This is a genomic window from Bacillus sp. lyk4-R2A-2 (assembly GCF_030209735.1).
Lineage (GTDB): Bacteria > Bacillota > Bacilli > Bacillales > Bacillaceae > Bacillus > Bacillus pumilus.
This window is the reverse complement of the sequence record NZ_JARVRK010000007.1, coordinates 46,418-59,792: the sequence shown is the minus strand read 5'-3', so window position 1 is coordinate 59,792 and position 13,375 is coordinate 46,418. Positions and strand designations below refer to the sequence as shown.

Sequence of the window (13,375 nt, the reverse complement as noted above, 5' to 3'; positions counted from 1 at the left end):
TCGTTATAATATAAATGAGATGTAGTTTTAAACGATTTCCATAAAAGAAGAGGAGATGCATACGATGACGGCATTATCTAAGAACCAAAAGCAAATCGCTATTATTGGAGGAGGACCTGGGGGGCTAACACTCGCCTTAATTCTGCAAAATTACGGTATACAAACAACTATCTACGAACGGGAGATGCATGACAAGAGTCTTGAACGAGGAGGCTCACTGGATATTCACGAAGAAACAGGCCAAAAAGCCTTAAAAGAAGCAGGAGTTTATGAGAAATTTCAAAGGAATGCCCGTTATGAAGGAGAAGATTTCCGATTACTTGATAAATCAGGAAGAATTTATTTAGATGAAGAAACGAAATCAGATCAAAAAGGCACTCGTCCAGAAATTGATCGTGGTGTGTTGTGCGAACTGCTGTTAGATCAAATTGATGCTGCAAACATCAAATATGGATATAAACTAGAAAGATGCGTTTCATTAGAAAACGGCATGACGGAGCTTCATTTTGAAAACGGGTTTGTCGAGACAGTTGATCTTTTGATTGGGGCTGATGGTGCATTTTCTCGTGTGCGTCCTCTGTTAACAGATATTGAGATTGAATACTCTGGGCTCACGATGCTGGAATTGAATGTCCTAAGCGTAGAGGCGAACCACCCTGATTTAGCTGAATTTAATAAACGTGGTAAGATGTTTGCTTTAGCTGATCACAAAGGGATAATTGGGCAGTTAAACGGAGATGGACGAATCAAAGTGTATGCAAGCCTTATGGTAGAACGCAGCTGGATCGAGACTTGTGGTATACCGTTTCATCAAGCGAAAGAAGCAAAAGAACAATTATTAGAGTTATTTAGTGATTGGGATGATCAGCTGAAAAAGTATATTCGTTATGCAGAAGATGCCATCATTCCAAGACGGATTTATACGCTTCCTACCGGTTTTAAATGGAACCGTCATAAAGGAGTAACGCTTATCGGTGATGCAGCTCATGTCATGTCACCATTCGCAGGCGAGGGTGTAAACATGGCGATGTTTGATGCAAGGGAGCTAGCACTTGCTATTGTCCGACATCCTCATGATATTGAAAAGGCCATTGAGGAATACGAAGACATGATGTACGAATATTCATCGGAAAAGGCACATGAATCGGAGAATAGTTTAAAACTGTGTTTTTCAAAAGACGCTGCGGTCAAGCTTGCAGATATGATGAATTCTTTTCAAGAAAACGGTGATTGATGCTCAATTTACTATTTTACTTTGACATGTTATAAAGAGAGTATGAACAATTCAAATCGTCGTATTATAAGTCGCCGGTCTCGGCCGGCTAAAGAGCCCTTAAGCCGTGAGCTCATTGTGAAAACGGCCTATGAGCTTCTTAAGGAGCAAGGGATAGAGGGCATGAGTATGCGTAAGGTGGCTAAAGCATTGGATACGGGACCTGCATCCTTGTATGTCTACGTGAACAATTTTCAAGAACTCAGTGCTTACGTATTGAATTATGGTCTCGGCCAAATGGTTTACCCAGATTCAGAGAATGGCACATGGAAAGAACAGTTATTTGACATATTGCATACTTATTTCCTACTGCTATTCGAAAAACCTGGTCTTGCTGAAATTTCTCTTTCCACCATTCCACAAGGAACGAACTTTCTTCAGTTGACCGAACGTATTCTCGCTGCATTGCATGAAGGCGGGATCAAATCTACATCCGCTGCATGGGGAGTAGACCTATTGCTGTTATACGTATCTTCGGTAGCTTACGAAAAGGTCTCTTGGAAGAAACATGACTCTTCGCAGATTTCAGACATTAAAAAATCATTTCATGATGCAGACAAAACGCGTTTTCCTTTCATTCATAGTGTAAAAGAAGAAATGTTTGCAGGTGATACCGTATCAATGGAACGGTTCCGATGGGGAATTGACGTCATTTTGTATGGAATCCAGAAAGAAATCAATTAGAAAGGAGCACAAGCAAAAAGCAGTCAATGGCTGCTTTTTTTATATGGTGATTTTCACATTTATGATCTTGTGAGCATCATGATATATAAATAAATCTATATATTGTATTTATATATAAAAAATTATATAATCTAGTGGAATAAAAAAATGAGGTGCTTAGGCATGGAACATATTAAAAACTTATTAGAGAGTTATATTCCTTTAGCAAAATCTACTGCAAAAATGTTTGGACCAAATTGTGAAGTGGTTATTCATGATTTAACGAACCCTCAAGCATCTGTCATGTTTACAGTAAATAACCATGTGACAGGAAGAGAAATCGGCCAATCATTTGATCATCTAGTAAAGACTGTATTACAATCAGAAGATTTTAAAGAAGATTATCTGGCTGGCTATACATTTGTTACAGAAGATAAGCGTACGATTCGTTCTTCGACTTCATTAATACGTGATTCAAAGCAAAAAGTGATTGGTGCTTTCTGTATCAACTTTGATGTTGAAGCACTGAATCAAATGCAGCAATTTATGGATACTTTTCTTTCTACACAAGTGGAAGCTCCAGAGAAAGAAACAACATCAAATGATGATCTTGAAAATGTGGAAGAAATAGTAGATCAATTGATTCAACAAATCATTCAAAACAGTGTTCATCCAGTCATGAAACGTCATGAAAAAATTGAACTAATTAAATTCATGGATGAAAAGGGCATTTTTTTAATGAAAGGATCTGTTGAGAAGGTCGCATCTATGTTAGGCATTTCCAAAGTAACCGTCTATAGCTATTTGGATGAAATCAAAAATAAATCGAGGTAAGGAGAGTCAAAATGGAAAGCATACTCGAGGTAGGAAATCTAAAATCAAACGGACACTATGCATTCGCAACCATTCATCAAAACATGGTCTATGTTTCAGGACAATTTGCCATCAATCCCGAAACGAGAGAAAAAGAGTTCGGCCCCATTGAAGAAGAGACATTACAAGCGCTTAAGAATGTAGAGATGATTGTAGAGGCTTCTGGAAGTAACAAAGAGAAGATTTTGCGCATGACATTATACATTTCGGATATTCACTTATGGGACAAAGTTGATGCTGTTTATACTGACTTTTTTGGTGAACATAAACCAGCACGTACTATTGTACCAACGAATGAATTACATTTTGGTTTCAAAATTGAAATTGATGCCATTGCATATATTTAAGATCTTTTTTTGCCTACTCTATATAAAAAAATATATTTCGTATAAAAAAATATTTGAAGGGGTTGATGATTGATGAATCAATTGATTTGTAACCATTGCGGGAAAAAGTATGAGATGACACCAACTCTATGGAGATGTGATTGTGATGGAGTATTAAACCTAGTGAAAGATACCCCGAACATAGATATCGCAGCTTGGGATCACTATCCAAACTCATTATGGCGTTATGTTGAAACCATGCCATTTTCAAAAGATTCTAAGACTTGGGAAACTGTCACAATGGGGGAGGGTCAAACCCCTTTAATCGTTCTAGATCCTAATGAGCCAAACACCTATGTCAAAGTTGATTATATGATGCCGACCTTATCCTTTAAAGACCGAGGAGCCGCTGTTTTGATGACAAAGGCTAAGGAACTCGGGGTATCAAAAGTGATTGCTGATAGTAGTGGGAATGCAGGAACGGCGATTGCAGCTTATGCAGCACGCTGCGAGATTGCCTGTGACATCTATCTAAGCGATGACACTTCTCCTAAAAAGGTCGCTCAAATAAAAGCCCATGGAGCAACGATTAAAGAAATTCGTGGTACTCGAGAGGATATTGCAGCCGCAGCCCAAAAAGCAGTAGACGACGAAGACGTTTTTTATGCAAGCCATGTCTATAACCCTTATTTTTTTGAAGGAACAAAAACATACGCCTATGAAATCTATGAGCAACTAAAAGGAGCACCTGATGCTTTAATCATTCCGGTTGGAAATGGTACTCTCCTCCTAGGTGCGTATTATGGTTTTAAAGAGTTATTTGAAAATGGTCTCATTCATAACATACCGAAAATCGTTGCCGTACAAGCGAAAAACTGTGCACCCCTTGTGAAAGCTTATCAAAATGAAGAAAAATCAGCAGCACCTGTGACGAATAAAGGGACCTTAGCAGAAGGGATCGCCATTGCTGCCCCGGCGCGCTCCAAACAAATTTTAGAAGCTGTACTAGATACGAATGGTACATTTATTGATATTGAAGAAGATGAGATCTTAAATGCACGATCTAAACTGAGTGAAAAAGGATTTTATGTCGAAGTGACATCTGCAGTCAATTTTGCTGGCTACATGAAATATCAAAAGGAACCAGAAGAAACCATTGTCATACCTCTTTGTGGTGCAGGGATTAAATCAAAATAACCTTAGGGGAAAATCACGCAGAACTCAGGTAGAACAGAGAGTTGCGTGCCTCGTGACCTATTATATGATCAATCAGGAGTGACGTTTGCGAGTGTTGAAAACATTGATCATTACAATTTGAAAACGGAGGAATGATTCGTGGGATTGGATTTTACTCATTGCGAAGCACATTGGTCTTACACCGATTGAGAACTTTGCAGATGACATCATTCCTTTGCTGGAACTTTCGGATTCTGATAGTTACTTAATGCCAGATGTTTGTAGGACCGTTGCAGTTAGATTACGTCAACTGATCCACAATTGGCCTGATGATGATATAGATAAAAAGAACGCTCTCTATCTGGCAGAAGGAATGGAGTCAGCTCATCAACAAAATGAGCCAATAAGCTTTATTTAAAATTAAGAATTGTCATATGACAGCTCATTTAACTCAAAAACCTCTATGACTGGTTTAATTAATTGAGGACGTAGAGGTTTTTGAGATGATGCACAGAAGGGAAGATGTACAAGAAGGTAAATATAGATCCATTGAATGCTTCATTGACACTAGTGAAATAAGGATTCTATAATTTAATGGATCCAATTTTTATACTCTTTTCATAGAAGTTAAAAGTGGATCCATAATAAACGACTAATAAATCAAAATAAAGATAAGAAGTAGCAAAGTTTTCTTCTCCTAGCAAACCAAGTGTAAACACCATGGAATTATAAGGTGAAAATTGTTAGCTATTCGGCACCTACACATTCCTCCAAGATTATTTCATCATTTGACTCCGAAATTAGTAAAGAAATGTAGACTTCGTACAGTTACAGATAGTTGATGACTTAAAAAAGAGCCAGCTCTTTTTGGGGTCCTACCAGCCAAACGCGGAAAACATACGCTAAGACAATTTCTAGATGGATAAAGCCGATTTTTCCTACGCTAAGGATTCATCGGCTTTCATATTTAATGTCAAAGAAAAAGAAGCATCCGCAAATCTGGCAGGAATTGAAGTGATAGGGCGGCTTTTAAACGCTTAGCAATTCCTCATTGAAATTATACTCAAACTGTAATCTCATACGAATTTTCAGGAATCTTATTCATAAACGTGCTCATTTCCCCTACGGAGAAAAGATGAAGCTCGTGCATAGCCCTCGTACATGCAGTGTAAAAGAGTTTCCTTTCAAATTCTCTTCCATATTTTATATTAGAAGCATCGTATATGATCACAGCATCAAATTCGATTCCCTTTGCTAAATAAGCAGGGAGAATTAAGATACCTTTTTGATAGGAAATCGCACTTTGTTCAATCATCTTGAGATCCATTTGCTTACTCAATTGCTCATAGGATTCCTTGCATTCTTTTCCCGTTTTACATATCACAGCGATTGTTTCATGGTTTGCTGACTGCAGTTGACGAATCTTCTGTGTTATTCGAGATTGAAGGGTGTCAAGATCCTCAACCTTCGTAAAAGTAGGCTTCTGACCATCTCTGTTAAAAGCTTCAATAGTTTCTCCTTCTTCTATAATTCCCTTTGTGAATTCAACGATTTGACGAGTTGAACGGTAGCTTTTCGTTAACTCTACTCTCTCAAAATTTTCTTTTACATATAATTCGCTTGATAGTAAGGTTGGTGCATTTAGAGTATGGGCATATATCGCCTGATTAAAATCACCTAGAATCGTCATTCGGCAATAAGGAAAAAGCTGCTTAAGAACAAAAAACTGAAAGGGTGAATAATCCTGTGCTTCATCAATTAATAAATGGCGTATTCTTGTGTTTATTCTTTTTCCCTCAAGTTTATCTTGGAGATACAAATAAGGCGCTGCATCTTCATACGTCATTTCTTTTCTTTGCAGCTTTTTTAATGTATACGAACAAATTTCTTCCCAACTTTCAGGAAGTGTATCTTTAAGCTTTTGAAGGATGTTGTCTTTCTGTTTAAACAGTTGACAGTAAATCGCCGCTACATTAATAAACTTTAGTTTCTTTACAGCTGTTCGTATTGGTTTAAAGTGTTTTTTGACAATCATTTTAGCTATTTTCTTTTGCTCCTGTTCAAAATCGTCGAACGTATTCTCAGAAAATCTTCCTTCCTTCAGTAGCTCACTATAAACTTTTGTATACTCTTCAAGTTCTAACAGATCACTTTCTTCTATTACCCAATCTTTGGTTCTTTCCAATTTTTCTTTCTTTCCTAACTCTTTTAGAAGCCATTCCTTTACTAACTGCATACGATTTGGAATGGAGATAGATGCATCTAGTGAATAAAAATAGTTTTTAATTTGTTCAGCTCTAATCAACATTTCTCCTCGGAAAGAAATATTTTTAAAGATAAGCTCTTCACTCGAGAGAATAACAACATAGGAATCAATCAAAGCTTTAAAATCGCTACTCGCTTTATACCGTATTCCTTTTCTTCTTGCAGGATACTTTTTATGGTCCTGACATGTAAGCATATATTCCATTTGCGTAAACGGATGTTCAACATCAAATTGTTTTCCAAGACGCTTCTCCACATATTCTTGGAATGTGAGCTGCTGCATATTGTCCTCCCCTAAATCAGGGAGGACAGAAGCAATGTAGCGATTAAATAAAGAATTAGGTGAAAAAAGCATAATATTTTCAGCCGTGATCTCATTCTGGTAGTGATATAGCAAATAAGCAACTCTTTGAAGAGCTGCAGAGGTTTTCCCACTTCCAGCAACCCCTTGTACAACTAAATACTTGCTTTTCACGTTACGAATAATCTGATTTTGCTCTTTCTGAATGGTAGCAACAATACTTTTCATATTGGTACTCGCATTATTGCCAAGTACTTCTTTCAAAAGTTCATCGCCAATGGTAACATCCGTATCAAACATCGTTTTGATTTGCCCATCTCTCGTGATAAACTGACGCTTTAACTCTATTTCTCCTTGAATTATCCCTTCTACTGTTTCGTATTGGGCTGATCCTGGAGAGTAATCATAATAAATACTGGAAATAGGGGCTCTCCAATCATAAATAAGAAATGTTTCTTCATTTTCATCCATTAAACTCGAAACTCCAAGGTACACGTTATTTGTTGTCTCCTTACCATTTTCGAGAAAATCAACACGGGCGAAATATGGAGAATCTTTTAATCGAGATAAGGTCTTCCTCTGCTTATCTAGCTGACGGTGCGTTCTTTCTCTCTCGGACAGCATCTCCGCCTGCTGTCTAATGCTTGATAAGGTTTCACCAGCATCTTCAGGATTATCTAGATTTATTTTTACATCATCCCAAAAGGTTTTCTTTAGATGAATGACATCTTTCTTTAATCCACCAGAATCATGATCCAACTTAACGACTTTTTTTTCAATTTCTCTTAAAACAATACGAATGCGCTCCTCTTCATACTTTCGCACTTGGTTTCCATTCTTCACCTCTTCACACTCCTTAAAGATGTTAAAAGTAAATAAATAATACATCATTGACCGTCGGTCGGTCAATGATGTATCTTTAAAAGACAATTATAAGTCTCGAGGGGGGAGTTCCATGAAAAGAATTGTCAAAAAACCCGAAGAAAGAAGAAGCGAGATTATTTCCGTCGCAAAAGATTTGTTTTCATCTAATGGGTACGAGAATACTACGATTAGCGATATTATTAAAAAAATTGGAGTTGCAAAAGGCACTTTTTATCATTATTTCAAGTCAAAAGATGAAATTGCGGACGCAGTAATTCAAGACTCTATTGATTCAAGTGTTCAAGTGTTTAAACAAATTAATAATAACTCCGATTTAAAAGCAATAGAGAAGTTTATAAATATTATTCAGTTTTTTTCACAGGAAACATCAAATCATTTCAGTGATGGATTAATGACTCATTTACATCACAAAGATAACGTTCTTCTACATCAGAAAATGAAAGTTTGCATGATAAAAGAATATGTACCAATTATTTCATCTGTTTTGAAGCAAGGAGTAGAAGAAGGTGTATTTCACACGGATTTTCCAGATGAAATTACGGAATTCTTATTAGTCGGACTCCATTTTATGCTTGATCCCAGCCTTTTCTCATTGACTCACGAACAGCTCATTGCCAAACTAGATGCGATTGACGAGATTTATGAAAAACTATTAGGTGCTCCAAAAGGTAGCTTCCCTTCAATAAAACAATATTTCGAAAAGTTGTATTGACCTTGTTAAAGCATTTAAGGTTACGAAATAAAACAAAAAAATTCGATTTACGCTTGACAAAATTTTTATTTGTGCTATAATTTACTTTTGTTTTTTTCGGTTATATAATAGGGTTCTCCTGGCCAGGGGAACCCTATTTTTTTGTTCTATAATAAAGGAGAGTGTTTGTATGAAGAAAGATGAGTCAAGTGTAACTTCGTTAATATCAGCTTTTGGCAGATCCTATCATAGTCAATTTGATGATACCCCTAAAATCTTTAATGATTATTTAGCTAAAGACTTAATTTCCGAAAAAGAATTTAATGACATCAAAGAGAATATGGTTCAAGGCATACATTTCTTCAACAAAGATATCGCACAAAAATTCGAGGGGAATACAGAAGAAATATTAAAATGGATTACACAAGTACAACTTTCTCCAATAACCTTATCACGTGCTGCGTATTGCGAAAAAGTATTACTTAATGAGGTAGCTTTAGGTTTAAGACAATATGTCATACTTGGCGCTGGATTAGATACTTTTAGTTTTCGACATCCAGAATTGGAAAACATCTTAGAAATATTCGAAATTGATTATCCTACTACACAGGAATTTAAAAAGAAAAAACTGGACGAGGCTAATTTAAAAATCCCAAGTAATCTTCATTTTGTTTCTATGGACTTCACAAAAAAATTGTCCTATCAAAACCTAACAGGTAAAGGATTTGATAACAAAAAGACGTTCTTTAGTCTTTTAGGTGTTTCATACTATTTAACTAAAGAGGAAGTTTCAAGCTTAATAGATTATTTATTCACCAAGGTTCCATCAGGAAGTTCAATCGTTTTTGATTATGCAGACGAGAAACTATTCGAAGAAAAAGGAACCTCTAATAGAGTTGAAAATATGTTGAAAATGGCTTCAATAGGCGGGGAACCAATGAAATCATGTTTTTCTTACTTTGAAATTGAGAAGATGTTAGAGAAATCCGGTTTATTAATTTACGAACACCTATCACCGGCTCAAATTCATGAACTTTATTTTAAGAATCGTAATGATTACTTATCTGCTTTTGAAACGATTCATTACATTCATGCGATAAAAAAATAAAACATATTAAAGATACTTAATACACTTCTCCATTAAATAGATCTAATATGAGCGAAAGGTAGAGCTTTTGCCCAAATAATTTGAACTCAGTCATATCTGTGACCCATTTCTCATTTGGCTTATCAGCTTGAAGGTGACGAGCTAAAATATTAGGCGCTACTTTGCCAACTAAGCCTTTGTATGAACGATATTTCTTCATTCGAACCATGCGTTTAGACCTAGTGATTTCATGATGCGTTGTACTTTTTTGTGATTGACTATTTTCCCCTGATTGACTAGTTCATCACGAATACGGCGGTATCCGTATCGGCCATGATGTTCTTAGTAAATATTTTGAATCATTTTTTCAGATGGACATCTCGGTTATGAAGATTCCAATGTTTCACCAAATAGTAGTAGGTACTACACGGAATACCTGCGATCTTAAGCAGTGCTTTCACCGGGTATTTATGCCTTAAATCAAAGTTCCATCGATCCTTTAGCTGGTGCTTGCTTTCCTGTTTTTTTCATAGACGGACGCCCCTTTTTCATTGATTTGGGGGCGTCTTCTCCTTGTGTTTCCATGATACGCTGCCAGTCCCAAAGCGTAGTATCAGAAGGCAAATTAAAGAGTGCAGCTGTTTCCATGATAGACGTCCCATGTGAAGTACGTCTAGTTTATATTGGACTGGATAATTTGTATATGACATGGAGTAGATCTGGCAGGGGATTCTTGCAGAATCCTCGTGCTTGATGGTAAGCCTAACTCATACACAGCAAGAGAACAATATAATTCTATTGTGCGAGAGGGATGTGCACAAACTGCTCAAACGATTACAGGGGGTGGGAAGGGCAGTTAGGTCCGGAAGTGACCACTGCGCTGTATTTATTTCAGATAATTCACTACTCCAATTTATCGGTATTGAAGAAAATCGAGAGTTCTTTAATTCGACTAAAAGATCACAAATTGATTTTGGTCTTGAGTTATTTGGTGATAATAAGCCCAATACTAGGAAAGAGGCTTTAACAGAGATTTTTGAGACAGAAAGGGCTTGTTTAACTGGCGATCCACCCTTTGCGAAAGGCCTTTTGAAGTTAAGTATTTCAATAAAGATAACAAGGTTTTAAAAACATTTTTTAATATGTGGGTGAAGTCGAGGGATGGCAATTAGGTAACAATAATTAAATTCAAAATAATTTATTGGACATAGAGGTTTTTGATATTACATACAAAAGGGCAGTTGGAGATGGATAAGAGGGAGTGTACAACAATGGATTCACATTTACCTTCTAGTACAGAACAATTGCATTGCGTCTGTTTATTTTCATTTCTTAGTTTACATAATATATATTCTAGGAAGTTAAACAACGAATACATTTTTCATGTCTCAAATCTAAGTATACTTATCTTATTGAGACAAAAAAGGAAAAATCAAAATCCTTCGCTTATTCGCCAGATTTTGATTCATCTAGATATTTCATGATTTTCGCAGGATTTCCGCCAACTTGCCAAATTTAATGCCTTTTGCACGTTCTATTGGTTCAAAACGACATCATTTCCGCAAGCGCCTAATAATTCCTTTAATAAAATGGCTGTTCTTTTTTATGGCTGATTGGTTTGCTGGTATGCAAAGGTCAATTGTCTCGCTCTTTCACGATCTGCGATCAAGGTTTGGTCACTAGATACATAATGTTTTCCTTGGACCATTTTTTCCTTCTCACTTTTCATATTGATCCTCTCCTCCCCTTTTTCTTTATTTTACCTTCTCTTCAGAAGAATTTGTGAAGGCATGATTTCTTTTGAATAGAATTGGCCATGTTCCTGCCATAAGTTATTTACGAATCGACCCGTCTCATTTATAATCGAGTAGATTTGTTCAGTAACAGATACATCTTTAAATGTGAGGGATTACATGGAATTAAAGTGGTATAAAGCAATCATCATCATTTTCACGATGTCTGGTATTTCCATTTCCACATGGTTTTCACGGACACCAGAAGTGAGAGATTTATTACAAGCCAATACAGGAACGATGGGACTCATTTTACTCGGATTATCCGTTGGTTCAATTGTTGGGCTTGTTCTTTCAAATGTATTTGTTCGAAAAAAAGGCGGACGATTGGCGATTGTGATTAGTGCTTTTTTGATGTTTCTTGGATTCACCACTCTTGCTATTGGTTCGACCCTCTCTTCTATCTTTGTCGTCACGGCCGGGCTATTTCTTTTTGGAGCAGGCTCAGGGATGTGCAATGTGGCGATGAACCTAGAAGGGACAGAAATTGAATACAGGATTAAGAAAACCATTTTGCCTATATTGCACGCTTCCTTTAGCATTGGCACTTTAATTGGAGCAGGTGCTGGCATTCTTTTTATTCATCTAGGGGTCTCTGTGTTGATTCATTTACTTGTCATTGCCCTTCTCTTCTTTCTCAGCATCCTAATTTGTACCCGGTATATTCCGCATGGGACTGGAATGGATCAGCATGAGAAGCAGTCGCAGTCAGATACAATAGATGATACTCAAACGCCATGGCTGAATAAACGTACGGTCTCTCTTGCGATGATCGCCTTATGTCTTGCGTTTGTCGAAGGGTCTGCTAATGATTGGATTCCACTTGCAATGGTGGATGGATACCAGGTTTCACATTCCATGAGTACCGTCATCTATGCATTATTTTTATGCGGGATGATTAGCGGCAGATTAATCAGCGGACGTTTGATCGACCGTTTCGGCAGGGTGTTATTGCTAAGAGTTGCGATTGTATCAGCTGCTGCTGGACTATTCTTGGTCATTTTAAAGATTTCACTTGTGGTATGTATGATATCGATCTTTTTATGGGGACTTGGCGCTTCTTTAGGCTTCCCGCTAACCATTTCTGCAGCTGGTGATGATAGCCGGTACGCCGTGAAACGCGTCAGCATTGTGACCTTATCAGGTTACACCGCCTCTCTTTCTGGACCGCCTATATTAGGGCTGCTTGCCAATCAAGTAGGATTGCTTCATGCCTTTATTTTTGTGTTATTCGCCATATGTATTGCAGGAATCTTTACAAAAGCTGTCGCAAAACCGCGTACATCACAAGTTCACTAAAAGTGTCTGATCCTCGATCATGGCACTTTTTTTAAATTAAAAAATAAAATTGAAACCTTTCATGAAGTGAAACAGTCCTATAAATGTCCTGATGTTTATCGCTTTTTTAAAGAGGGAAAGTAAAAAAATAAGACTTTTCAAATAACAGAAAACGTGGTAAGATCATGAAAATAAACAGGAAGGGGTGAGATAAATGAAAAAAAATATGCTGCTAAAATTAGCTGTCTTATTCATAGCACTCGCAAGTTTTCATTTGTTCTCAATGCCTCATTCCGTTCAGGTATACCATCATGCAAAGGTGGTTGCCGATCAAGAATCACATGAGATGAAAATCGCTCAGACCATGGGCGATGAAAAGAAACAAAAACATGTGAGCGCAGTATTTGCCGCATTTACAGTACTGCTGATGATTGGCAGTATGACAGCTGGATTTGCACGCATCACTCATACTGATCAATATGACCGGAAAAAGAAGCATTTACTTGCAGTGTTCTATCAATCTTCTTATTTCCGACTATCTCGTGTTTAACCCAACCATCTAAATCAAAACAAAAATTGGGAGGTTTTACACGATGTTATTTTTCTTAAGAGTATTCATTCTAGGTCTATTCTCTGTCACTTCACTTTCTCTTTTCGTCTACCAAGGAATTGAAGTAGTGCACGCCATTACAAACATGTTTGGCAGCCACGAGAGCTAAATGACCCGTATATAAAAGAAACCCCCTGTTTATCGCAGGGGGTTT

General features: G+C 37.0%; 12 protein-coding genes and 1 pseudogene. 10 read left to right on the top strand and 3 right to left on the bottom strand.

Annotated elements, in window-relative coordinates; genetic code table 11:
• Window positions 1-64 precede the first annotated feature (64 nt).
• From QRN39_RS15675 to QRN39_RS15655, 5 genes are all read left to right on the top strand, one after another.
• Window positions 65-1,234, top strand: a complete 1,170-nt coding sequence (locus QRN39_RS15675) for an FAD-dependent oxidoreductase (RefSeq protein ID WP_284907607.1) — start codon at window positions 65-67, stop codon at window positions 1,232-1,234.
• A 42-nt stretch (window positions 1,235-1,276) separates the two neighbouring features.
• The gene (locus tag QRN39_RS15670; protein ID WP_284907606.1) at window positions 1,277-1,957 is read left to right on the top strand and encodes a TetR/AcrR family transcriptional regulator; all 681 of its coding nucleotides are present in this window, start codon (window positions 1,277-1,279) and stop codon (window positions 1,955-1,957) included.
• A gap of 162 nt (window positions 1,958-2,119) precedes the next feature.
• Entirely contained in the window at window positions 2,120-2,770 is a 651-nt protein-coding gene (locus tag QRN39_RS15665; protein ID WP_284907605.1) for a helix-turn-helix transcriptional regulator, read from the top strand.
• Between the two features lie 11 nt (window positions 2,771-2,781).
• Entirely contained in the window at window positions 2,782-3,156 is a 375-nt protein-coding gene (locus QRN39_RS15660; protein WP_284907603.1) for a RidA family protein, read from the top strand.
• A 72-nt stretch (window positions 3,157-3,228) separates the two neighbouring features.
• Window positions 3,229-4,332 carry a threonine synthase gene (locus tag QRN39_RS15655; RefSeq protein ID WP_050944883.1) on the top strand — a complete coding sequence of 368 codons (1,104 nt, stop codon included), beginning with the start codon at window positions 3,229-3,231 and terminating at the stop codon, window positions 4,330-4,332.
• A 1,042-nt stretch (window positions 4,333-5,374) separates the two neighbouring features.
• Here QRN39_RS15655 and helD read toward each other — a convergent pair.
• Complete coding sequence (helD, locus tag QRN39_RS15650) at window positions 5,375-7,720, bottom strand: RNA polymerase recycling motor HelD (protein WP_284907602.1); 2,346 nt, start codon at window positions 7,718-7,720, stop codon at window positions 5,375-5,377.
• Window positions 7,721-7,832: 112 nt separating this feature from the next.
• On the opposite strand from helD, the gene QRN39_RS15645 reads away from it, so the two are divergent.
• The gene (locus tag QRN39_RS15645) at window positions 7,833-8,474 is read left to right on the top strand and encodes a TetR/AcrR family transcriptional regulator (RefSeq protein WP_050944885.1); all 642 of its coding nucleotides are present in this window, start codon (window positions 7,833-7,835) and stop codon (window positions 8,472-8,474) included.
• 169 nt (window positions 8,475-8,643) lie between these two features.
• Entirely contained in the window at window positions 8,644-9,561 is a 918-nt protein-coding gene (locus tag QRN39_RS15640) for a class I SAM-dependent methyltransferase (RefSeq protein WP_050944886.1), read from the top strand.
• 22 nt (window positions 9,562-9,583) lie between these two features.
• Here the strand turns inward: QRN39_RS15640 and QRN39_RS15635 are convergent.
• Both QRN39_RS15635 and QRN39_RS15630 read right to left on the bottom strand, forming a co-directional pair.
• Window positions 9,584-10,244, bottom strand: a pseudogene (locus QRN39_RS15635) (IS3 family transposase); the annotation flags it as partial.
• A gap of 899 nt (window positions 10,245-11,143) precedes the next feature.
• Window positions 11,144-11,269, bottom strand: a complete 126-nt coding sequence (locus tag QRN39_RS15630; protein ID WP_284907601.1) for a maltose acetyltransferase domain-containing protein — start codon at window positions 11,267-11,269, stop codon at window positions 11,144-11,146.
• 184 nt (window positions 11,270-11,453) lie between these two features.
• Here QRN39_RS15630 and QRN39_RS15625 point away from each other — a divergent pair, with 184 nt between their 5' ends.
• From QRN39_RS15625 to QRN39_RS15615, 3 genes are all read left to right on the top strand, one after another.
• Window positions 11,454-12,632: an MFS transporter gene (locus QRN39_RS15625; protein ID WP_284907600.1), complete on the top strand. Its 1,179-nt coding sequence runs from the start codon at window positions 11,454-11,456 to the stop codon at window positions 12,630-12,632.
• A gap of 193 nt (window positions 12,633-12,825) precedes the next feature.
• Window positions 12,826-13,161: a hypothetical protein gene (locus tag QRN39_RS15620; RefSeq protein ID WP_003210975.1), complete on the top strand. Its 336-nt coding sequence runs from the start codon at window positions 12,826-12,828 to the stop codon at window positions 13,159-13,161.
• A gap of 43 nt (window positions 13,162-13,204) precedes the next feature.
• The gene (locus tag QRN39_RS15615; RefSeq protein ID WP_003210976.1) at window positions 13,205-13,330 is read left to right on the top strand and encodes a hypothetical protein; all 126 of its coding nucleotides are present in this window, start codon (window positions 13,205-13,207) and stop codon (window positions 13,328-13,330) included.
• Window positions 13,331-13,375 lie beyond the last annotated feature (45 nt).

Coding starts and splice junctions, on each gene's coding strand:
- QRN39_RS15675 (WP_284907607.1), top strand. CDS start 65: ATGACGGCATTATCTAAGAACCAAAAGCAAATCGCTATTATTGGAGGA.
- QRN39_RS15670 (WP_284907606.1), top strand. CDS start 1,277: ATGAACAATTCAAATCGTCGTATTATAAGTCGCCGGTCTCGGCCGGCT.
- QRN39_RS15665 (WP_284907605.1), top strand. CDS start 2,120: ATGGAACATATTAAAAACTTATTAGAGAGTTATATTCCTTTAGCAAAA.
- QRN39_RS15660 (WP_284907603.1), top strand. CDS start 2,782: ATGGAAAGCATACTCGAGGTAGGAAATCTAAAATCAAACGGACACTAT.
- QRN39_RS15655 (WP_050944883.1), top strand. CDS start 3,229: ATGAATCAATTGATTTGTAACCATTGCGGGAAAAAGTATGAGATGACA.
- QRN39_RS15645 (WP_050944885.1), top strand. CDS start 7,833: ATGAAAAGAATTGTCAAAAAACCCGAAGAAAGAAGAAGCGAGATTATT.
- QRN39_RS15640 (WP_050944886.1), top strand. CDS start 8,644: ATGAAGAAAGATGAGTCAAGTGTAACTTCGTTAATATCAGCTTTTGGC.
- QRN39_RS15630 (WP_284907601.1), bottom strand. CDS start 11,269: ATGAAAAGTGAGAAGGAAAAAATGGTCCAAGGAAAACATTATGTATCT.
- QRN39_RS15625 (WP_284907600.1), top strand. CDS start 11,454: ATGGAATTAAAGTGGTATAAAGCAATCATCATCATTTTCACGATGTCT.
- QRN39_RS15620 (WP_003210975.1), top strand. CDS start 12,826: ATGAAAAAAAATATGCTGCTAAAATTAGCTGTCTTATTCATAGCACTC.
- QRN39_RS15615 (WP_003210976.1), top strand. CDS start 13,205: ATGTTATTTTTCTTAAGAGTATTCATTCTAGGTCTATTCTCTGTCACT.